A 21271-nucleotide genomic window follows, 5' to 3' on the forward strand; every position below is an offset into this window, starting at 1 on the left:
GCTTTTGCCCATGACCAAATCTGCCTCCTTTAAGTACTTCAAAACCAGTCCCGAGATCATCCGCCTTGCGGTGATGCTGTACATCCGTTTCCCTCTCTCGCTTCGGAATGTCGAAGATCTGTTGCATGAGCGAGGCATCGACGTAAGCCACGAAACCGTCCGATATTGGTGGAACAGGTTTGGCCCAATGTTTGCTGCTGAGATCAGACGGAAGCGCGTTCAGCAACTGCGGGCCTTCTCCAAATGGAAGTGGCACGTTGACGAGGTTTTCGTGAAGGTGCGTGGCAAGCGGCATTATCTTTGGCGGGCTGTTGATCACGAAGGGGAGGTGCTGGAAGCTGTTGTCACAAAACGTCGAAACAAAGCTGCAGCTCTGAAATTCCTCAAGAAATTAATGAAGCGACACGGTAAGGCGAAAAACGTCGTCACGGATCGCTTCGCATCGTATCGGGCCGCTCTCAGAGAGCTTGGCGCAACCAAAAAACAAAGGACGGGCAGGTGGCTCAACAACCGCGTTGAGAATTCGCACCTTCCTTTCCGACGACGCGAACGCGCGATGCAGCGTTTCAGGCGCATGCGAAGTTTACAGAAATTCGCCTCCGTCCATTCCTGCGTCTACAATCACTTCAACCAGGAAAGATCGCTCGCCACCAGAGACACCTTCGAGCTGACGCGCATCGCCGCTCTTGCCGAGTGGCGTCAGCTTTGTTCCGGATAAGTTCGCGGTTTCCGTGGCAAACTGAGACTGGTTCGAATTCGTCTGACAGCACCATAGGTCCGCTAAGGGCCGCCAGTGAAAGCGACCCAACTGCACTAGATTTCAATGGCTTCGGCGATAGCTAGGGCGTCTTCAAGTTCGACACCCAGATATCTGACTGTGCTGTCCATCTTCGTATGCCCAAGAAGCAACTGCACGGCGCGCAGGTTGCCAGTCTTCTTGTAGATCTGGGTTACTTTGGTACGCCGCATCGAATGCGTTCCGTATGCGCTTGCCTCAAGGCCAATGGATGTGACCCAATCACGGACGATCCGCGCATACTGGCGTGTTGAAATGTGCAGGCGCTCATGGAAACGGCCAGGCCAAAGATACTCCGAGCCTACCATGAGTTCGTCCTCCATCCACTTTTCGACTGAAGCACGCGTGCCCTCGGAAATCTCGAAGCGGACTGGTTTCTGAGTTTTGCTTTGCAGGACGGATGCGCGCTCTTTGATCTGTCCCGATGCCATTACGTCGACGACTTTCATCCTTACAAGATCACAGCCACGAAGTTTGCTGTCGATTGCCATATTGAACAGCGCGAGATCGCGATGGTTCTCGGCCAGTTCAAGTCGAACTCGGATTGCCCAGACGTGCTTTGGCTTCAGCGGTCGTTTCTGGCCAACGATGCGTCCTTTGTTCCAAGCTGGGCGAAGCGCGCGAATGGCCGGTAAGTTTGGTGATTCCATGACTGATCCTCCGATCCGCCATTCCCTCCCAAAGCGACAACCCGACGTTGACAAGGTACCATATCAAAGGATTTCTGCGCTGACTCCGAGGTCTGCATCGAGCCCAGAATGACCGATGTTGCACTCTGTGCGAATGGCGGGTTTCCGTCTCAGTTGTTGGCGAAGTTGTTTGTGAGTCAGGGTGCCTCCCAACTTGCTGATTGCCTTACCGACGGGCACGATCGCACCAGAGTTGGGTCTGTCTCGGTTTAGTTGTCCAAGCATCACATTCAAATCGAAATGCCTTTTTGGGCAGTTCGATTTCGTGTCTTCCAACTAGAAGAAGTACTTTAGGCCAAAGTACGGGCCATGCTGATCGACGTCGTAAGCAAAGTCGCCGGAATTCAATGTGTCGCTGTAGTCGACGCTGAAATAGCGATAACCAAATGTAAGTGCCGTTTTCTCCCAAGGTTGGTAGTCAAATCCTACATTCGCACCGATCTGCAAGTCGTTTCCGCCAGCTCCAAACCCGCCAAGTTCCAGAGAAGCAATCCCAGTCCATTTGGGGCTCAGCCGCCACATTCCGCGCACGCCAAGGACAGGTTCTATCCAATCCTGATCACCGCCTAATACAGGTGGATTTCCCAGACCTGGAGTGGTTATGTCGATTTCCTGACGGATGGAATTGTATCTGAGGCCGCCTTGGATATCGACTGCGTAACGCAAGTTTTTCGCACCATATACAGCATCTGCGACCCGATAAGCCGCCAGAAGACCAAACCATTCTTGACGAACATCGACGTTAATCCCGGCACCCAGAGGGCCGGGCAAAGTTGTATCTTGTTCTATCCCGACGTAATTGGCATCGAGAATTATGCCAAAATCCCCTCGCCATGCTTCATATCGACCTGCCGCCGCGAAATCGAGCACATCCAGTACGTCACCAAGGTCCAGATCCAGGTCGGCGGATTGTCCGGCCACGGTGGATGTGCCTGTGGTTCGCAAGGGTGTGAACAGATAGAACGCAACACCATGACGCCAGCCGGTTTCGTCCTGATCCGGCGTGGGCAGCGATTGAGCAGATGCAATCAAAGGCAGCGTTAGAAGGCTTGTCGCAAGCGCCATGGCGCTGAGAGATGAGGGGTGGGGCATGGCGGTTTCCTTTAGTTAAAAAGACCTAGTAGTTGAATCTGAGGCCGATCCCGGCTCCTTGGTCATAGGGCCGATCAGCACCAATCCCGATCAGCACATCTGCGTAGAGGGCGATACCGGGGCTGAGATTTTTGCCGATCTGAAGCTCGGCAGTCGCGGGCCAGGCATCGTTTTCCCAATCATAGGGCGCTTTGATATCCGCTTTGGCCCAATACCCCTCGCCAAACGGTTGAAGCGCAATCAGGCGCATAGCGGTTTGGCTGACATCGGTCGGGCCATTGTAGGACGCGAAATGTTGAACCAGAGGGATCAACGTCAGCCCGGTGTTAGTGTTTGCAAAGGCGAAACCGCCGAACGGGGCGATCTGATCGGACCCGGTACCGACGCCTTCATCGGGGTCGCCTAAGTCCAGGATCCATTCCAGCCCGAGCGCGGATTTGACGGTCCAAGTGCTATTCAAAGGCTTCTGCGACGGAAAATAGATCAGTTTGAAGCTGGTTTTTTCAAACCCGTTGAACCGCTGGCCAGTCGCGTTTGTCGAATTGTAGTGGAGTTCGTACTTTAGCTTCAGATCAGGGCGCAACATATATGCGCCATCGATGAACGCATCCTGACGGTCTACCCCGCCTTCTAGATCAAAGTACTGGTAGCGAATGTCCGTATTGTTGACCGCAGCCAAGGGGTTTGACGCGTTTTCCTCTGCTCCGGCAGCGAACCCCGCCATCAGCAACACGGACGTCAGGATTGATTGGATAGTGAAGTGGCGGGCCATCGTGTACCTGAAAAGACTTCGTGCGATTGATGAGACGGTGGCTTTGCCACCACCGTCCCAGATTTGTTATTGCCAGCTGGAAAAGACTTCTCTGGTCAGTTCGCTTTCCGGGCGGAGGTTTTCGATCCCTTCATACGGAACACCCTTTCCAAGTGGCAGATGCGGGTGTTTGGCAATGGTTTTCTGGTGGCGCTTGACCATGTCCTGGAAGGACGCTCCGGACCACAGCGAATACCCGACAAGGGGATGTTCTTCACGTGGATCGCGGTAGACATTGAACACTGGAGCCGCCGCGCCGGGCTGGCCGGGCGCAGGCAGGTGCATTTTGAACTCCTGCTTGACTACAGAGCGCAAGACCGGCCCTTCGTACACATAAACGTAGTCACGGCGCGAATTGCCTTCGCCTTCGAGCAGCAGTGCTGTCTGGTCAATCCCGTCGATCACCCGGTCGCGCGGAATACGGTCAGTCGCGCCTGCGATCCGTGCAAAGGTGGTGAACAGATCTGAGACATGCACGATATCGCCTGCCGCGCTTCCTGGCTCGATTACTCCGGGCCACCGGACAAAGGCATCCGTACGCACGCCGCCTTCCAGGTGCTGGGTCTTGCCGCCGCGATAAATCAGCTGGTTCAGGCCAGATGTCCCCTCGTAGTGATACATCAAGCCATTGTCAGCCATGATCATGACGACGGTGCTGTCTGCCTTGCCGGTCTCATCAAGCTTGGCCAGAACCTCACCAATCCAGCCGTCCAGAACCTGCAATTTGTCGGCATGGAACCCCCCGTTGCGGGAAACGGCCTCATCGGGGTAGGCAAAGTTCAGCGGATAAAGCGGCCAGTATTGCATGAAGAACGGGGCGTCCTGCGAGGCCAGCTGCTCCAGCTGTTCCAATGCCTGACGCTGATAGCGTAGGTTCATTTCTTCGTATTTCGCCTGTGTCCATTCCTCGCCCGGCGCTATGTCGACTTCGCGCGCAAGGCCGCCCGCTTCCCCTTCAACACCCGTTACCAGGCCATAGGGTTTGAACCGCTCATCCAACTGAAATTGGTTGGATTGGCCCGACGCATGGTATCCAAGCATGTTGTTGGCAACCATCGCATCCCGTGTCATGAGACTAAGCTGAACCTGCTGATGCAAGGGAAAGGCGGCCCAATCAAACCCCTGATTATGAGGGTAGGATTGTTCAATATCGCCCTGATGCCATTTGCCGACATGTGCAGTGTTGTACCCTTCTTCCTTCAGGATTTCGGCAATCGTGACCTCCTCAGACGCAAGACCTTCGCCAACCAGCGCAACCTTGACCTCTTCGACACCCGCGCGCACGGGATGACGACCGGTGAGCATCGCTGTTCGTGTCGGTGTGCAGGACGGCTCAGTGTACATTCTCATCAAAGACAAGCCTTCCGTGGCAAAGTCGTTGATGTTGGGCGTATCGAAACCTGTGACGTAGTTCATCGTGCGGTTGCCCATCTGACCGAAGCTCACGTCGTCGATCAGGATATAGAGGATATTGGGTGGCTTGCCGCCATTGGCATCACGGATCTCTGTAAGCTTCGCTTCGATTTCCGTATCCTGAGCGTCCCATTGCTCGCCAAACTGCGCGCGGAGAAACTCGAATTCTCCATCATGAATGATAGGCGCGTCCTGAGCATAGCTCGCGCCTGCCATCAGCACCATGGCCGAGGCGGTTTTCAAAATTGATTTCATTGGTATCCCTTCCCCATCTTTGAACTACATCTCTCCTGCGCGTCGCAACGAATGGGCGATTTCATCCCGAAGACCATCAAGGGTTTCGCGAACGTCGCAGGCAAACTGGTATGATTGGCTTCCCGGAGCAGAGTTCATGGTGAGATACTCGTCGCTGAGAAGCTGATAGTCCCGGCAGATCTCATCGAATACCGTGTCCGCCCGTCGTAGGTCCGCAATCGCGGCTTGATGCTCAGGAAACAGGGTATCAAGACTGTAGCCTTCCAAATTCGACAGCTCGTTCGATGGATCAACAGATTCCCCGAATTGTTCATCGAATTCACTTCTCACAAAAGGTTTACCCGGGCATAATACGGTATAATCATCGACGTAACTTGCGGAAAATATGGAATTATCCAAAAGCAGATCACCCCATTTGAATGAGGGCAGCGATCCCGCCGCCAACGATGTGCGGGCTGCCCTTCAGCGGCTTGTCAAGTCTTCGACTTTCGCGGGGTCACAGCGATTGCAGGACTTTCTTGTCTATGTGGTTGAGGAAACGCTCAACGGCAGGGCCGATGACATCCGCGCCAAAACCATCGCCATGGATGTCTACGGCGGAACTTTGTCCGAGATGGAACGTCGTGAAAACGTGGTGCGGGTGGACGCTGGTCGTCTACGTCGCAAGCTGGGTGAATACTATGCCAAAGATGGGCGCGACGAAGGCACTGTTTTCAATCTGCCAAAGGGAGGTTATGCGCCGGAGATATCATTCAGGTCGCCTGAGCAGCCTGAACCAAAAACCAAGCCGGGCGTCTGGCCTCGCCCGGTCATTGGGATTGCAGGAGTTTTCGTTCTCCTCTGCGGCGCTGCGGCCATCACATTGATATCGATAAAGCGTGAAACTCCGGCCAGCTTGTCGGTTGATGGCCTAAGCCTAGATGAGCGCAACGCCATATTTGATGCATCCCCCATGCGACTTCAGGCCGTGAACCTGGCCCACTCGGGCCGCGACTTGATCTTTCCAGCCCTGGAGCCCTCGCGCCTGGACGCAGCTTTGACCATATTCAAGGGTGCAATCGAAAACGACGACAGCTATTTCGGAGGTCATGCAGGGGCCGCGCAGGTTGCAGCGATGATAGCGCTGGTGACACCGGACGCTGACCCGTCCGGGGACATGCTGCGCTACGCGGACGCAGAGGCCAGCAGGGCGATTGAATTGGCACCCGAAACGGGGTGGAGCCAATCTGCAAAAGCCTGGGTTGAATTTGTGAAAGGAAATTGGCCACAAGCTATCGAACTTGCGAACAGGGCACAGCGTTTGGCACCAAACGACGTCCATGTGTTGGAGTTCGTGTCGCTAATCCTGCTCTATTCGTGTTCGTTTGAACAAGTTGTGGCGATCAGCGAAGAGGCACTATCAAAAATAGATCTGGATCGAGGTTATGTGTTTCAGAACGCGATGGGCGCTGCGAAATTCCATCTGAAGGATTTCGAAGGCGCTATATCCGCCTTTGAGAAGGTGACCGAAAAAGGCGGCCCCGTCGGCCCTGTGTCCCTTGCTTATCTGATGGCAGCTCATCAAATGCTGGGCAACGAAATTGCGGCACAGGCCCTCGTGGGTAAGCTCTCGCGCGATTGGCCCGAGAGTCGCGTAGATCTGCTATTTCAAAGATTGTTCGTAGAACCGGAATATGGGGAAGACCTCGGAGAAGCTATGGAACAAGCCGGTTGGCAACCAAAGGGTTAGGTGTTCAGTCCCGGCATCTGGTGGATGGGACTTAGGATGAATCGATCTGGTTCTGATGTCCAGATTTTGCAGATGTATTCGTAGGGCGTGAGACCAGAGAGCGTCTTGAGGCGACGAGCGAAGTTGTACGCATCACGGAAGTCGACCAGATGTGTGCGAAGCTGATCGTGGCTTTCATAGTGGTATCGTTTGACGGTTGCGTCCTTGATCGTGCGGTTCATGCGCTCAACCTGGCCATTGGTCCACGGATGGTTTGGCTTGGTTAACGGCGAATAAGACTGAAGAGCCCACTTTGCCCGATGCTGCGGTGGGCCAAAATAACAATATGGTGCATAAGCGGATCTTCGTCAGCAGGTGATTCCCGCAAGCACTTGTAAGAATCGGTAGGCAAGGATTGGTGCCTCCCGTGAGTTGATTTCTATTGTGCCACCCCGCCTTCGGTCGAAATCTGTTCTTCAACATAGCTTTGGTTGGTTACGTCCGAACCCCGTGGAGGATAGTTTTTGAACGTAGACAGGTGGTTTTGGACGATCTTGGCAGCAGGACCAAATGCCCACATCTTGTTGCCCATCCACCGTGTATACATACCCGACTCTTCGGCCGCTTTTTCGTAGGGATCGCGACGTAGATTGAACAGGAGGGGGACGTTCAGTTCCTCCTTGGGGCCAGCCCACCCTTCGGTTTGGATCGTGAAATGTGCTTTCCAGTCCCCATGGCGGATAGCTTGCAGGTCGGGGCCTTCGTATTAGATGATCTCATCCCGGTTGCTCTCGCCCTCGCCAGTCAGGAAAGGCAGTTGGTTGTACCCATCCAAATGCACCTGATAGCCCTCGTAACCCTCCAGCAATGATCCGGTCAGATCCTCGAGTCCTCCGGCGGCAACAAGGGTGGGCATCCAGTCAAGACCGGCAAAAATACCGTTACTCACGGTTCCGGCCGGGACTTTTCCGGGCCAGCGAATGATGGCGGGGACACGGAAGCCACCTTCCCAGGTTGTGCCTTTCTCGCCATGGAACGGGGTTGTTCCACCATCGGGCCAGGTCATGGTTTCGGGGCCGTTGTCAGATGTAAAGACGACAATCGTGTTGTCCGAGACGCCCAGTTCGTCAAGCCGGGCCATGACTTTGCCCACGTTGTCGTCCAGTTCTTTCATCACGACATCCTGCAAACCGCGCCCTTCGCCCAGCATGGCTTCGTATTCCGGGCTCAGATGGGTCCAGACATGCGCCCGCGCCGGTGCCATCCAGACAAAGAAAGGCATATCGCCATCGACTGCGCGGTCGATGAAGTCCAGCGTGTGGGCTGTTACCTCGTCGTCCAGCGTCTTTTGCCGCTCAGGCGGGGCTGGGCCATCGTCGATGACGGGGGGCAAGATGACGGGGGGCAAAGGGAGACCTGTAACTGAAACATTTCTGGCTCAAACGTCGGTCGTTTTCTTAGGCTCGGTAGAATTGCCGAAGTTCCGCTTAGGTGCCGAGAGCAGCTTTTTGAATGCTATTGACCAACGGCAGCAAAGTCCCGCGAGTTTCGCTTTGGAAATTGCGCGGTCTCGCGAACGCAGCGAATGTCCGAAATGCGGGCTGCGACTGCAGCAATTGAGGTGCAAAGCGAGTGACCGGTTTGGGCCGTGTTCAAGCCCTCGCGCGGGTCAGCTATTCGCCCGCAACCCTGCCGGCTGCGCGCTGCGACCCGATCCAGACGGCGGCGCATCCCGCGACCAGCACGCAGACACAAATCTGCAAAAGCTGCTCGTATTTGTGCCCATCGAAGAGGATCTGCGCCACAAAGGCCTGCCCCCGGAACAGGTAAGCCATCGCGCCAAGCATGGCGACCGCAAAGCTGACAAGATACGCCCAGAGCGCCACCTGTCGACCACCAACAAGCCCGGCCAGCAGGATCGGTGTCAAGAACATCGAGGCGGTGCCCGAGACCGCGACGGCATCGAACAGTGTCTGGTTGCCCCAGAGCGTCAGCGCCGCACCCGCGACTGCGAACATGGCCATGGCAATGCGCCCGCCGGTTAGGCTGCGGGGGGCCAGGCGTAGTTCCTCGACCACCAACCGGGCAGCCGAAGATAGAGCGGAATCTAGTGTCGAGAGCGCCGATACCAGCAGCGAAACCAACAGCGCCACAAAGACCCAGCCCGGCAGGGATTGCGCCCAGGTGCCGATCAACTCGTCCTCATAAGCCGCACCATCCAGCGCTGCCTGAATGCCAAAGAATCCAAAGGCCACAATGCAAAGCGAGGAAATCCAAAATGCGCGCAAGAAGCTTTTTCGGGTTGTGTCGCGGTCCGCGAGGAACCCGCGATCCATCATGACCGGGTCATGCACGGGATAGGAAAACACCTGCAGGAAGGCGACGACCAGCAACACCCAGCCATTATGCGGCCCGGACGTGCCCTTGGCGGTCAGAACCGCACCCAGATCAAAACCAGGGCTGAGCACCAGTGCAACAAAGGCAACCGCAAAGACCACAAGAAAAACTGCCATCTGCAGAACATCCGTCCGCAACGCCGCGCGCAGCCCGCCCCAGGCGGCATATGCCAGCGCCAACAAGCCCACCACAAGGATCGAATACGTGCCGATATTGGCGCTGCCAGGCGAGACTGCGCTAAAGATCAGACCAACTACGATCAGATTGGCAAAGACCTCAGACAAGAGCCTGAGGACTATCACGAGGTTGTAGCAGCCCGTTCCCATGGCCCCGAAACTGTCCCGCAGCCAGTCCTGAACCGACCGCGCACCACGCGCGCGCAACCGTTGCACCACAAAGCCGCCGGTCAGGAATGAGCCGTAATAGGCGGCATAGGCCAGCACCCCTGCAATGCCATAGAAATAGCCCAGAATGGCAGAATTCATAAGCGATCGGGCAAAAATCCAAGTTGTGACCTGGCTCAGCACCAACGTCCACAAGCCCGGCGCGGCTCCTTCGGTGTTTGTCCCACCAAAGAAGCCCGAAACCGAGGCACGTCGGGGCGAGACCCAGAGACTTGCCAGAATGACGGCACCGAATAGGACAATAATAGCTGAAACTTGCATGGACTCTCCTGCTGCTGTCTTGTGGCGCAGCCAGCAGGCAGGTGCGACAACGACCATTCAATTGAACGTGAAATTGCTTGTGAAGGTTCGGTTCTAAGGAGCAGTGACAGGCGGAGGCTCTCGTCGCTTTGCCGACAGCGCGTTTCCGGCGATGGCAGCTAGCAGAACAGTACCGCCGATCAACGTGTACAGGCTCGCAGTTTCCCCAAGAAACAGCCAGACCCAGAGCGGGCCGAGTAGGACTTCGGCCAGAGATAGCAATGCGAGCTCTGCTGCCGGGAGGCTACGGGAGCCCAGCGTATATAGGATCAAACCTGCGCCAACTTGGAACACACCCATGCCCATCGCGATGCCGCCGTCATTGGGGCTCAATACGATGGAGAGCCCAAGGCTAAGGCATATCGCCAAAGTAATGACGATCGCGAATAGGCCCGACAGGAAGACTGCGGGTAGCATTTCCCCTGTGCGGCCCCAACGCAGGGACACGGTGAAGACCGCGAAGCCGAGGGCCGACCCGAGCGCGGCAAGGCTGCCCTTCAGAGCCACACTGCCGGATTTGTCGGCAAACATGATCCCAATTCCTACGATCGCCACCGCGCTCGCCACCCACGTTACGATGCGAACAGGCTCCTGCAAAACGACCCATCCGAGTGCGGCAGCCATGAAAGGCGCTGTCGCAAATAGAAGCATGGCATTCGCAACCGAAGTATTCTGGATCGCGTAGATCCCACCGGAATAGGCTGCAACCAATGAAAGTCCCGCTGTTATGACCGGGGTGCCGATGAGGCGGATTTGAACAAAGGGGCTTTCGCCGGACCGCACCCTGATGAACACATACAAGAACAGCGACATGCTAATCGACCGGTAGAGCAGTATCTGCCAGACTGTTGCGTCTTCGATCAGGCGAATTCCAAGACCGACTGTTGACCACAGAACCCCTGCCGCAAAGACGAAGAGCACGCCGTACTTGTGGGCATTTGTGTCGAAAGATGATGGCGCTAAGGGTGTCATGTTGGTCTGATCAATGACGTAACTCCGCTAATGTTAACGACTTGGTGAGAGCTTCGACCAGTCATTTGCGACATTCACGCGGTTTGCCCAATTCGGCGATGGACATCGCGGCTGCCGCGTGAATTACGAATTGCTGCAACGGTGACGCCGCGCCGCCGCATCTGGTTACATCGGCAAAGTCCGGAAAGGGCCGTCTCCATCTGAAACAGTTGGACCTATTGATCGAATGCTGCGTTTGCCTCTCTGGCGGCTGTGAGCCCTTGGTTCCGGATACTGCACGGAACACGAATGACAGCTATCAGGTTTAATTTGCATAACAAACTTGCGCTCGTATCTTCCCTGGGCAAGAGTTCTTCCCGCATGTCTGGAGTCCCAACAGTGGCCGCATATTTGCTCGCCAGAAACCGTAACTTTCGCCTGCTTTTTAGCGCAGGAACACTGACCAACTTGGGCGACGGGCTGGTTATTCTTGCGCTGCCTTGGCTCGCGACATTGATGACGCAAAACCCGATAACCATTGCTGCTGTCGCGGCTGCAGGGCGGCTACCGTGGTTGCTGTTTTCAATTCCGGCCGGAGTCATTGTTGATAATGCGGATCATCGCAAGCTCATAGCGCGTACCGACTTGTTGCGGGCGGCCATCATTCTGGCAATCATGATGTTGGCAATGAACCAACAAGCGCAAGGGACTGTCTGGGTGCTTGCAGGTCTTGCCTTCTTGCTGGGATCGGCAGAGGTCTTACGGGACAATGCCGCCCAAACCATGCTCCCATCCATCGTGGACTCACAAGACCTCGAAAGTGCGAACGGTCAACTTTGGAGCAGTGAGCAACTCACCGGTCAGTTTATTGGCCCTCCGTTGGCGGGATTCTTGATTGCCGCTGGAATTGCTATTCCTTTTGGCATTGACGCTGCGCTGCTCGTATTGGCGGCAGGCCTCGTCTGGATGATTTCGCTCAGACCCAAACCAAGGGTCAGCGCTAGCTTTCGTACAGCACTGATCGAAGGGATCACGTACATGCGACGTGATCCGCTATTGCTTCGACTGGCGATTGTCTTGGGAATTGCCAATTTCATTGCGACCGCAACAATCACGGTTCAGGTTCTCTTTGCGCAGGAAGTCTTGGCGCTTTCGTCGTTCCAATACGGCTGGGTGCTGTCTGTAGAAGCCGCTGGCGCGATAACTGGTAGTTTACTTGCAGCTAGATTTATCTCATTGCTTGGAGCTCAGGCCTGCTTGTATCTATCAATTGCAGCCTGGAGTCTTGGCTATGCGGTGGTTGGATTAAGCCAATCAGTTGTCACGATGAGCATTGCGTTGTTCTTTGTTTTGGCAGGCGCGATGCTCTGGAATGTGATTACCGTGTCTTGGAGACAACGGCGTATCCCATCTGAATTGCTTGGCCGGGTCAACAGCATCTACCGTTTTTTCGGTTGGGGTTCCATGCCTTTAGGGGCTTTGGCTGGCGGGGTCGCTGTATCTGTTCTGGAAATTGAGCTTGGCCGTGAACTCGCCTTGCGTTCAACATTCCTACTGGCGGGGCTCAGTTGTGCTTTTTTGCTGGCTTACGCATTGCTAAAACTGCGCCTGGACTAAAGGCACAGCAGACCTAATTAGCGTAACGGGCTATGGCCGTTTCGTCCGCGATGTGTCAGTTGGCGAATCTGAAGGCTTTGCGCTTGCAGCGAACGGCGGCTCTGACGCGCCGCAACGCGGCGTCGCATTTTACGGTTGGAGGTCGGCTTTGCGCCGTCTGCGCGATCAGGTGACTGCGGGGCAGGGGCCTGTGCTGCAACGGCATCGAGGTTCGGAATGCGCCCAAATTGCCAAATGCTGCGGGATGCACGAATGTCTGCATCAGATGACCTCGGCACAAAGCGCTACAGAACAGGTTGTAAGCTAGTCGACGAAATCCCCAAAGCTGCGCATATAATTGACGAATGCTGAGCCGAGCCCCTGATCTGTTAGGAATTCTTCGCTCACAGGTCTTGCTGGTAGGGTGTAGTCGGGTGTTTCAAGGATCTTCCGTGGGAAGTCATGCGCCAGGATTGCCGCCTTTCCAATGTCCACGTAGTCGGCGCCCATATTGAGCGCGCATTCCGCCGCGGCCCGGTCGAGAATGTTACCCGCGACACCCAGTTTGCAGTACCCCCGATCCAATTCAGTGAACCATTTCATCAGCGGCTTCTGTGCAAAGGCCTCTTCTTCCGGTGTTTTAAAAACATCCCACAATGACATATCGAGCCAGTCGATAAGCCCGCTCGTCATAACCTCCTGCGCAAATTCCAGGATTTCCGCCAGACGCAGACCGAAACGCTCGGGTGACAGGCGCAGGCCAAGTTGGAATTCCGGCTGTGATTCTGCTCTGATCCTTTCCAAGACTTCACGAATAAAGCGTGTTCTATTTGGAAACGAACCGCCCCATTCGTCAGTCCTTTTATTGATTTTTGGCGACAAGAATTGAGCTGGCAGGAAGCCATGCGCCGCATGAACCTCGACACCATCGAAACCAGCTTTCTCTGATCGCTTTGCTGCATCGACGAAATGCTTAATTGTCGTCCGAACTGCATCGCTGTTCAAAGGTTCCATAGCGTTTTCACTATCGGCAACAACGCCCACACGATCCCGCAATGATCGAGGGCCAGAATGCGCGATCTGCGCACAGGCCACCGCTCCGTGGGCTTTGATGCCCTCCGACAAGCGAGAGAGCCCGTGGAGATGTATATCATCCCTTGCGCCGAGTTGGCCTGGGTAACCACGACCGCGTTCTTCTGTTGCAATCGCGCAGGTTTTCAACTGGCCGAAGCCGCCTTTGGCTCGCGTTGTAAGCCAACGAAATTCATCGTCAGACAGGGTGCCATCATCATGGCTCTGTGTGTTGGTTTACGGTGCAAGTACAAGGCGGGGTCTTGTCAGATTAAATTGATCTGATACCGTTTCAGTTGCCTGTTCTTTTGTTTCGCGCCGCTCTGCAAAGTCTTTTTCTTTACAGATTAGTTTCTTGCGTGCTCTCGATCGAAGAGAGTGCCAAGAAGGACGGCAGAATGTGATTCCTCTGACATTACCCTTCCGAACACCATCAAATCGCCTTCGAAAGTGTAGCTCCCAGGCAGAACGACAACACCGGTTCCGATAGTTAGAGTGCACAAATTTGACGTCACGCACTCAACCCAGCTATACGGCCCAACACAACGGCACTCAGCAAGCCATTTCCGGAAAGATACCCGCTGTCCCCTTTGCCCGACACACCAACAGCGGCGCCGCCGCCTGCATAGAGGTTGGTGAAAGCAGTACCGTCCTCCTTGAGGACGCGCCCAAAGGAGTCGACGCGCAAACCGCCTTGGGTATGAAACAGGGCCCCTGTGACGCGGACGCCCATGTAGGACGGCGCCAAAGGTGGCGGGTTGAACGACCTGCCGAATTGATCCGTGCCGCCGATGGGGATTTCTCGTATTGTTTGCTCCAAAGCCAATGATGGTAGGCCTAGTGCCTTCGATAGGTGTTCGATTGTATCGGCGGATCGGATCGCACCTGTCTCTTCCGCGCGCTTGAAATCCTCGAACTGGCGCGCAACGGCAGCAATGCGGCCGTCAAAGATGGCGAAGGCTTCTCCGTCGGGCTGCGCCAGCACCGCGCGGGCGGCCTCAGAATAGCCTTGTGACTCGTCCCAGAAACGATGACCGTCGCGGTTCACCTGTATGCCGCCTTCGGTAATCACCGCCCAGGTTATCAGGATTGCATTTGGGTGCGCGACATTACCATGGCCTTGGTATGCCCCCAGGTTTTGCAGCCCGGCACCCAGCCCCTCTGCCCACAGGACAGCCTCGCCTCGGTTACCGCTATGCCCGAACCACAATGCATCTTCGATTTGCGGCATATGCTCGGAAACGAGGGCGGGGTTGCCACCAAAACCGTTGCAGGCAAGGATAAGCCGGTCGCAAGCAATGGTTTCGACTGTTGCGTCCGGGCCTGTTACGGCAACACCTGAAATCTGGTCCTGATCCCGATACAGCGTTGTCGCGCGGCGATTGCAGATGATGTCCAAACCTTCTCGCTCGCAGGCGCTGCGAAGCGCGTCGATCAACTCTTGTCCCGAGCGCGTCGGCAGCCCGTGCATCCGACGGCGCGAATGACCGGGGTAGTCGAAATCCGTGACAACCGAGAAGGGCAGGGCGTGGCGTTCAGACAACCAGTCGATGACTTCCGCGGCATTGCTAGTCAACAAATCGACCAGAGCTTGATCGTTCTCGCCGTGGGCCTTCGACTGAATGTCGCTGGCAAAGAGAACTGCATCGTCCATGATCCCCGCGGTCCGTTGATTTTTTGTGCCAGCAGCGGGGATCAACCCCGCGGATAACGCGGTTGAACCGCTCGGAACAGGGTCGGCTTCGATCACCAGCACGTCCTGTCCCGCCTCCGAAGCCGACAGGGCCGCGACCAAACCGCAAGCCCCTGCGCCGATGATCAGGGTACCGGTCTTAAGATCGAACCGATCAGGTGCAACACTCTCAACCTTGGGCGTCATCATAGCGGGCCCCGGCATCGAGCATCTCGGCGGTTCCGATGACTTCGTTCAGACCGCCGAAATCGAACATGTTCTGTGCGAAGGGCTTGTTAGAGCCATTCTCTGCCAGGCTCTGATAGTAGACCTGAGCGGTTTTGGCCAAAGCCCGGACAATCCCGCCGGGGAAAATGACGATGGAATAACCCTGTGTCTCCAGATCGTCAGCGCCAAGGATCGGGGTCGCGCCGCCTTCGACCATATTCGCCAACAGGGGAACGCGCGGGGCAAACCGGTCAGCGATGGACGTCAGCTGTTCGCGACTTTGAGGTGCTTCGAGGAAAAGTACGTCCGCACCAGCCTCAAGATAAGTTTCAGCGCGCTCGACAGCTGCGTTGAACCCTTCAACGGCGATGGCGTCCGTGCGGGCAATAATCAGCGTGTCACTTCTGGCACGCGCGTCGGCCATCGCTGCTATCTTTCCAGCCATTTCCTGCGTCGCGATAAGGGATTTGTCCGACAGATGACCGCAGCGCTTAGGAAAGGTCTGATCTTCAACTTGCAGTGCGGATGCACCAGCACGCTCATATAGCCGCATGGTACGCTGAGCGTTCAATGCGTTTCCAAAGCCGGTATCGGCGTCGATAACTACGGGTAACGAGACCCGATCGGCAATCAGCGTCATCGTGTCCGCCATCTCGGACGCCGTGGATAGCCCGATGTCGGGACGGCCAAGTCGGGTGTAGGCGACAGCCGCGCCGCTCAGATACAGCGCCTCGAAGCCAGCTTTTTCAGCCAGCGAAGCCGTTAGGCCGTCATACACGCCCGGTGCGACGAGAATTTCTTTACTTTCTAGTCGGGATTTAAGGCTCATTTGGCTCCCTCCAGCCAGGTCAACATTTGATCGCAATTTCGCTGATGCGTGACAGTGCCCAGTGACACGAGTGTTGCGTCATGAACCTCTTGCCGAAAGGCGGCACATCCGTCTGTCAGCATAACGGTGACGATATCCCGCAAATGCGCATCGCGCAGAGTTGAGGCAACGCCACCATTCGTCACGATGCCCCCAACGACAAGGTTCTCGATACCCAAAGCGCGCATCAGATATTCCAGCCGAGTCTGATAGAAGGCCGAGTAGGCAACCTTTTCGATGACGAAATCGCAGGGCTGCAACGTATCGACCAAACTGTGACCAAACCCGCCCGGCGCAAAGTCGCCCATGGTCAGGAACGGGCGCAATTTCTTCAGGTGTGGCGCAATCAATGGCTCGCCGTTGCGGTCGGGTACAAGTGTGAACTGCGCCGAAAAATAGCGTCCGCCCGCGGCTTGCAACATTCGCGCCAAAGGCGCGATGCGTTCGGGAAGAGCCGCGATTTCTTGCGCCGACTGGCCAGCCCGGCCATAGGCTCCCTCAGGATGAATAAAGTCGTTCTGAAGATCGATAGTCAGCAGCGCCGTCTTGCGCGGGTCCCAGGTTTCTGGTTCGCTCATTCAGTCCTCCTCCCGTGGTTCGATAATCGTGTTGCCAAAGGAGTCCACGCGCCCTTGAAAATCCGGTTCGATCAGGACGGTCGTGTCCGATTGCGTCAGAATGGCTGGACCTTTGACAAACGTGCCAACCGGAAGCGACAAGCGATCATAGATGGTTGTGTCATGCCAAGCATCTCCGAAGTGAACTTTCCGTGTCGACGAGGGCGTAGCACTGCCTTCTGTTGTGGGCGCAAGGGAAGAAAGATCGAATTTCGGTCGCTTGCCCGTTACAGAGCTACGTAGATTCAATATGCGCTGCACGCCGTTTTTCAGCAGTCTTCCATAGGTGGCTTGATAGGCCGTATCGAAGGCCTCTTCGATGTCGGCTTTGCTTGGTGGTGTAACCTTGCCATCTGTCATCGTAACAGTCAGCGGCACCGGCACGGTATGCGTTTGACCCACATAGGCCATGTCCAGCTCGAATGAGATCTCACGCTTGTCGAATGTGGTCCGCGATGCGTCAAGAAGCGCCATACCTTGGTCCGCGTGCTCTTGCATGAATGTGCCTAAAGCAGCCTTGTCCAACTGCGTGACCAGAGTGTTGATCGTCTGTACAAAATCTTGCCGCATGTCGGCGATCACACAGCCTAGTGCCGAGGTGACACCGGGAAAACGCGGAACGATTGCGCGGGCGATCCCCACTTCAGCCAGCATTGCCCCTGCGTGCAAAGCTCCGCCACCGCCGAACGGCATAAAGGCAAATCGTTTGGGGTCGAAGCCGCGCTCGATACTTACAAGACGGATGGCTCCGGCCATACGGGAATTGGCGACGCGCAGGATAGCCTCGGCGGCCTCAAGCCTGGACAAACCTAGCGGTTCGCCGACGTGGATATCGATCGCTTTACCAGCGGCCTCCACATCCAGCCTTTCCAGTTTGCCTCCGATTGGGTTGTCCGGATCGATGCGACCCAACACGACATTGGCATCCGTAACCGTGGGGCGATCATTTCCCGAACCGTAGGCAACAGGACCGGGATTTGATCCTGCGCTTTCAGGGCCGATATTTAAGAATCCACCCTTATCGACCCAGGCGATTGACCCTCCGCCTGCTCCGATGGTTGTTATTTCGATCATTGGACTGCGCACAACCATCCCAAAATCGATGGAGGTCTGGGCCGACAACATCGTCTGCCCCTGTGATATCAGCGAAACATCAAAACTGGTGCCGCCCATATCCCCCGTGATCACATTGTCGAAGCCAGCAGATTGCGCAATGTAACCTGCAGCAATCACACCCGCCGCCGGACCAGACAGTGCCGTACGCACCGGAAGGCGGGACGCGGTGTTGACCCCCATTACCCCGCCATTGGACTGCACGATCATGAACTCGCCATCAAAACCGCCGGATTGCAGAGCGTTTTCCAGGCGGGTCAGATAGCCTGAGACTTCGGGTTGCAGATAGGCATTAAGCGCCGTAGTCGAGAACCGTTCGAATTCACGGATTTCCGGTAGAATTTCTGACGAGGCTGATACATGCGGGTTCGGCCAAATCTCGCGTACGGCGGCGACAGCGGCAGCTTCGTTTTCAGGGTTGGCATAGGCATTGGCGAACAGGATTGCGATGGCTTCGCATCCTTGCTCTCGCAAGTGCTCGGCTGCTTTGCGCACGGCAATCAGATCGACAGGTGTGCGAATGGTACCATCCGCCAGTGTACGTTCCGGCACCTCCAGACGGTCGCGGCGATCCACAACGGGTTCGAAATCCCCGCGCAATCCCCAGGTGCGCGGTCGGTCCCTTCGGCGCATCTCCAATACGTCCCGCAGACCTGCAGTACAGATCACTCCTGTCTTGGCCCCTTTGCGTTCCAGCAGAGCATTTGTGCCCGCCGTGGTGCCGTGTACCACTACTGAGATCTCGGACGGATCATCGACCTCGCGCCTGATCCCGTCCAGGAATCCACCTGATTGATCCGGGCGTGTGGTTGGAACCTTGGCGACGGTTGCGCTCCCGTCTGCTTCGTTCAGAACAAAAACATCCGTGAACGTGCCCCCCACATCCACGCCGATCATACGTCCGGTCATGGCGCAACCTCCCGCCATGTGGTGCCGTAGACCTGATCCGCCTGTTCGGCACTCACAAGACCCCGAGCCACATCTTTGGCGATCGCCGCAGGAGAGCGGTGGCCCGCAGCGCCATAGCCGCCACCGCCGGGTGTTTCAAGGCGAACCGCTTGTCCTTGTTTCAATTCGATCCCTCTCATTTTTGAAACCAGTGGCGGTACCTTCCACCCATCGGCTTGTTCATACGTGAAAACATTCATGGCCCCGTCGCCACCGTCAGCGATACCCTTCGGTGCGAATTTGCCGCGTTCGCCGAACAGAAACGCCTGAGCGCCGTTTTCCTCAAGAACTTCAATTTCATAGATAGCTCCAAGCCCCCCGCGATGCGCACCTTTACCTGCGCTGTCGGGTCGCAGCGCCCACTGGCGGAACATGACCGGATAGGCGGCTTCAAGAATTTCCATCGGCGGGATCGTCGCTGTCGAGATCGGAGCGTTACCGTGGTTCAGCCCGTCGCTCTCGACCGAGCCGCCGTGCCCCCCACCATAAAAGCTGAACATCACCCATGGCTGTCCGTTTGAGCGTTTTCCGGCGATAGAAAGCGCATTGATTGTCCCATAAGCGTTGGCGACAACCCGATCCGGTGCGGCGTTGGCGAAGGCAGAGAATACAACATCGATCATTCGCAGAATGGTTTCTGTGTATCCACCTGTCGGGGCAGGGAACTCGGCCGCCAATAGACTGTCTTCGGGCACGATGACTTCGATGGGACGCATCACGCCGGCGTTGGCAGGCAGCGCCGGAAAAACGTGTTTAACAGCCACATAGGCGGTTGCAACGGTCGTGGGCAGGGCGATGTTCACAGGCCCGGCGCATCGCGGAGACGAACCCGTGAAATCAAGCACCATTTGATCGCCTTTGATCTCAAGCGCCAGTTTGATGCGAAGCGGATCATCTGTGATACCGTCATTGTCCAGAAAATCTTCGGCCTCCCACCGACCGTCCGGCAAGTCCTGCAACTCAGATCGCATAAGCACCTCGGCCCGATCGCTGAGCGCCTCAAGAGCGGCTGAGACTGTTTCAGCATCATATTCGTCCAGTAACTCGTCCATCCTACGGACCCCAAGATCCAGAGCACCCAGTTGCCCGTTCAAATCCCCCATTGCCGATTGAGGTAGGCGGGTATTGCGCAGCAAAATGTCGATAATGTCCTGGTTTACCTCACCTTTACGCGCCAGTTTTACCGGCGGCAGAACAAAGGCTTCCTGGAAAACTTCGGTCGCAGCGGGGTTGTAGTTTCCCGGCACCGCACCGCCTACGTCATGCCAGTGCCCAACCGACGCGAGATAGCAGAACAACTTGCCATCACGGAAATAGGGACGCACCAAACGCATATCAGACAAATGTGTTCCGCCGATATGTGCATCGTTGAAGATATAGATGTCGCCGTCTTCCAGATCCCCGTCAGCCGCGGCCTTTTCAATCACCGCTTTCACGGCAAAAGACATCACACCCACGAAGATCGGCAGCCCGGACTTACCCTGAACAAGAGTGTCGCCCGTTGTTGCAGAATACAGACCATGGCTGGCGTCATGCGCCTCAGCAATGATCGGATTAAAGGCCGCTCGAAATAGGGTTGCGTCCATTTCGTCGGCGATCTGTTCCATGCGGCCTGCAAGAACAGAAAGGGTAATTGGGTCAATCTCGCTCATGCCTGCGCCCTTGTTTCTGCAATGTCATTCCAGACATCCTGACGTGTGATCAAATCGTTCTGAATCTCGAACCGGTCAATGAAGCGAATGCCTTCGAAAGCTGAACCATCGGTCCATTCACCGGACAACGTTCCCCGGCAGTAAACGATCGCAGCGTCGCCATCGCTTTGCATTGCGTCGAACCCCTCGTAGGTTTTCGCGATACGGCGATACCGGTTTGCCGCCCAACTCCTGAGGTCCTCAAGATCTTGCACGGGCGCGGTTCCGGGAAACTGCATAACAAAGTCAGGGCCGAGCCTTTTGCGCGCGCTTTCAAACGCGCGGTCACCCATTTCAGACAAAAAGGCCCGCACGATGTGTTCAGGGTCCTGTTTGGCCCGAGCAGGCAGTCTGGTCTTGCCACCGCGATAGTAGTTCTGGTCAGAAATGTCATGGATCATGACGGTCACAAGCTCAGGCGCAGCGGGCACCACGAATCGCACAGCATTGGTCAGCGCGACGCCAAGCCTTTGTTTTTCTTGTGCGCTATAGCCCTCGATCACATGCAATTCGACGATCGGCATGCAAAAGTTCCTCCAGTTATTGTACTATCTGTAATACAGGTTAATAGATAATGATAAGACTAATTCTAGAGCGACAATGATACTAAAGCTTGATTTTCCAAGTTCCGGTTTTACGATTGAAAGCGCT

17 protein-coding genes and 3 pseudogenes are annotated in these 21271 nt (G+C 55.9%); 3 read left to right on the forward strand and 17 right to left on the reverse strand.

Features of this window, described 5'->3' with window-relative positions:
• The first annotated feature begins 10 nt into the window (after positions 1-10).
• Positions 11-718: an IS6 family transposase gene (locus ACR0JN_RS02370; protein ID WP_480883933.1), complete on the forward strand. Its 708-nt coding sequence runs from the start codon at positions 11-13 to the stop codon at positions 716-718.
• A 95-nt stretch (positions 719-813) separates the two neighbouring features.
• Here ACR0JN_RS02370 and ACR0JN_RS02375 read toward each other — a convergent pair whose 3' ends face one another.
• The 5 genes from ACR0JN_RS02375 to ACR0JN_RS02395 form a co-directional block, all read right to left on the reverse strand.
• Positions 814-1446: a tyrosine-type recombinase/integrase gene (locus tag ACR0JN_RS02375; RefSeq protein WP_480883934.1), complete on the reverse strand. Its 633-nt coding sequence runs from the start codon at positions 1444-1446 to the stop codon at positions 814-816.
• A gap of 315 nt (positions 1447-1761) precedes the next feature.
• Complete coding sequence (locus ACR0JN_RS02380; RefSeq protein ID WP_480883935.1) at positions 1762-2577, reverse strand: outer membrane protein; 816 nt, start codon at positions 2575-2577, stop codon at positions 1762-1764.
• Between the two features lie 25 nt (positions 2578-2602).
• A complete protein-coding gene (locus tag ACR0JN_RS02385) occupies positions 2603-3301 on the reverse strand; it encodes a hypothetical protein (protein ID WP_480883936.1) in 699 nt (232 codons plus the stop codon).
• Positions 3302-3415: 114 nt separating this feature from the next.
• Positions 3416-5056: a sulfatase-like hydrolase/transferase gene (locus ACR0JN_RS02390; protein ID WP_480883937.1), complete on the reverse strand. Its 1641-nt coding sequence runs from the start codon at positions 5054-5056 to the stop codon at positions 3416-3418.
• 24 nt (positions 5057-5080) lie between these two features.
• Complete coding sequence (locus ACR0JN_RS02395; RefSeq protein WP_480883938.1) at positions 5081-5455, reverse strand: hypothetical protein; 375 nt, start codon at positions 5453-5455, stop codon at positions 5081-5083.
• Between ACR0JN_RS02395 and ACR0JN_RS02400 the strand changes: the two genes are divergently transcribed.
• A complete protein-coding gene (locus tag ACR0JN_RS02400) occupies positions 5442-6785 on the forward strand; it encodes a tetratricopeptide repeat protein (RefSeq protein ID WP_480883939.1) in 1344 nt (447 codons plus the stop codon). The genes ACR0JN_RS02395 and ACR0JN_RS02400 overlap by 14 nt on opposite strands.
• Here ACR0JN_RS02400 and ACR0JN_RS02405 read toward each other — a convergent pair.
• The 5 genes and pseudogenes from ACR0JN_RS02405 to ACR0JN_RS02425 form a co-directional block, all read right to left on the reverse strand.
• A pseudogene (locus ACR0JN_RS02405) lies at positions 6782-7051 on the reverse strand (integrase core domain-containing protein); the annotation flags it as partial. The gene ACR0JN_RS02400 and the pseudogene ACR0JN_RS02405 overlap by 4 nt on opposite strands.
• A gap of 152 nt (positions 7052-7203) precedes the next feature.
• Positions 7204-7518, reverse strand: a pseudogene (locus tag ACR0JN_RS02410) (arylsulfatase); the annotation flags it as partial.
• Between the two features lie 12 nt (positions 7519-7530).
• Positions 7531-8172, reverse strand: coding sequence for a sulfatase-like hydrolase/transferase (locus ACR0JN_RS02415; RefSeq protein ID WP_480883940.1), 642 nt, complete (start codon positions 8170-8172; stop codon positions 7531-7533).
• Between the two features lie 265 nt (positions 8173-8437).
• On the reverse strand, positions 8438-9826 hold the full coding sequence (locus tag ACR0JN_RS02420; protein ID WP_480883941.1) for an SLC5/6 family protein: 1389 nt from the start codon (positions 9824-9826) through the stop codon (positions 8438-8440).
• Between the two features lie 93 nt (positions 9827-9919).
• The gene (locus ACR0JN_RS02425; protein ID WP_480883942.1) at positions 9920-10837 is read right to left on the reverse strand and encodes a DMT family transporter; all 918 of its coding nucleotides are present in this window, start codon (positions 10835-10837) and stop codon (positions 9920-9922) included.
• A gap of 378 nt (positions 10838-11215) precedes the next feature.
• Between ACR0JN_RS02425 and ACR0JN_RS02430 the strand changes: the two genes are divergently transcribed.
• Entirely contained in the window at positions 11216-12433 is a 1218-nt protein-coding gene (locus ACR0JN_RS02430; RefSeq protein ID WP_480883943.1) for an MFS transporter, read from the forward strand.
• Positions 12434-12736: 303 nt separating this feature from the next.
• Here the strand turns inward: ACR0JN_RS02430 and ACR0JN_RS02435 are convergent.
• From ACR0JN_RS02435 to ACR0JN_RS02465, 7 genes and pseudogenes are all read right to left on the reverse strand, one after another.
• A pseudogene (locus ACR0JN_RS02435) lies at positions 12737-13708 on the reverse strand (NADH:flavin oxidoreductase); the annotation flags it as partial.
• Positions 13709-13994: 286 nt separating this feature from the next.
• Positions 13995-15365 carry an FAD-dependent oxidoreductase gene (locus ACR0JN_RS02440; RefSeq protein ID WP_480883944.1) on the reverse strand — a complete coding sequence of 457 codons (1371 nt, stop codon included), beginning with the start codon at positions 15363-15365 and terminating at the stop codon, positions 13995-13997.
• Entirely contained in the window at positions 15346-16212 is an 867-nt protein-coding gene (locus ACR0JN_RS02445; RefSeq protein ID WP_480883945.1) for an isocitrate lyase/PEP mutase family protein, read from the reverse strand. Before ACR0JN_RS02445 ends, ACR0JN_RS02440 begins: the two co-directional genes overlap by 20 nt.
• On the reverse strand, positions 16209-16829 hold the full coding sequence (locus ACR0JN_RS02450) for a cysteine hydrolase family protein (protein ID WP_480883947.1): 621 nt from the start codon (positions 16827-16829) through the stop codon (positions 16209-16211). Before ACR0JN_RS02450 ends, ACR0JN_RS02445 begins: the two co-directional genes overlap by 4 nt.
• A complete protein-coding gene (locus ACR0JN_RS02455) occupies positions 16830-18890 on the reverse strand; it encodes a hydantoinase/oxoprolinase family protein (RefSeq protein ID WP_480883949.1) in 2061 nt (686 codons plus the stop codon). It lies immediately after the preceding gene.
• Positions 18887-20581: a hydantoinase B/oxoprolinase family protein gene (locus ACR0JN_RS02460; RefSeq protein ID WP_480883950.1), complete on the reverse strand. Its 1695-nt coding sequence runs from the start codon at positions 20579-20581 to the stop codon at positions 18887-18889. Before ACR0JN_RS02460 ends, ACR0JN_RS02455 begins: the two co-directional genes overlap by 4 nt.
• Positions 20578-21144: a tautomerase family protein gene (locus ACR0JN_RS02465; protein ID WP_480883951.1), complete on the reverse strand. Its 567-nt coding sequence runs from the start codon at positions 21142-21144 to the stop codon at positions 20578-20580. Before ACR0JN_RS02465 ends, ACR0JN_RS02460 begins: the two co-directional genes overlap by 4 nt.
• Between the last annotated feature and the right edge of the window lie 127 nt (positions 21145-21271).

It is taken from the genome of Ruegeria sp. G12, from assembly GCF_056533565.1.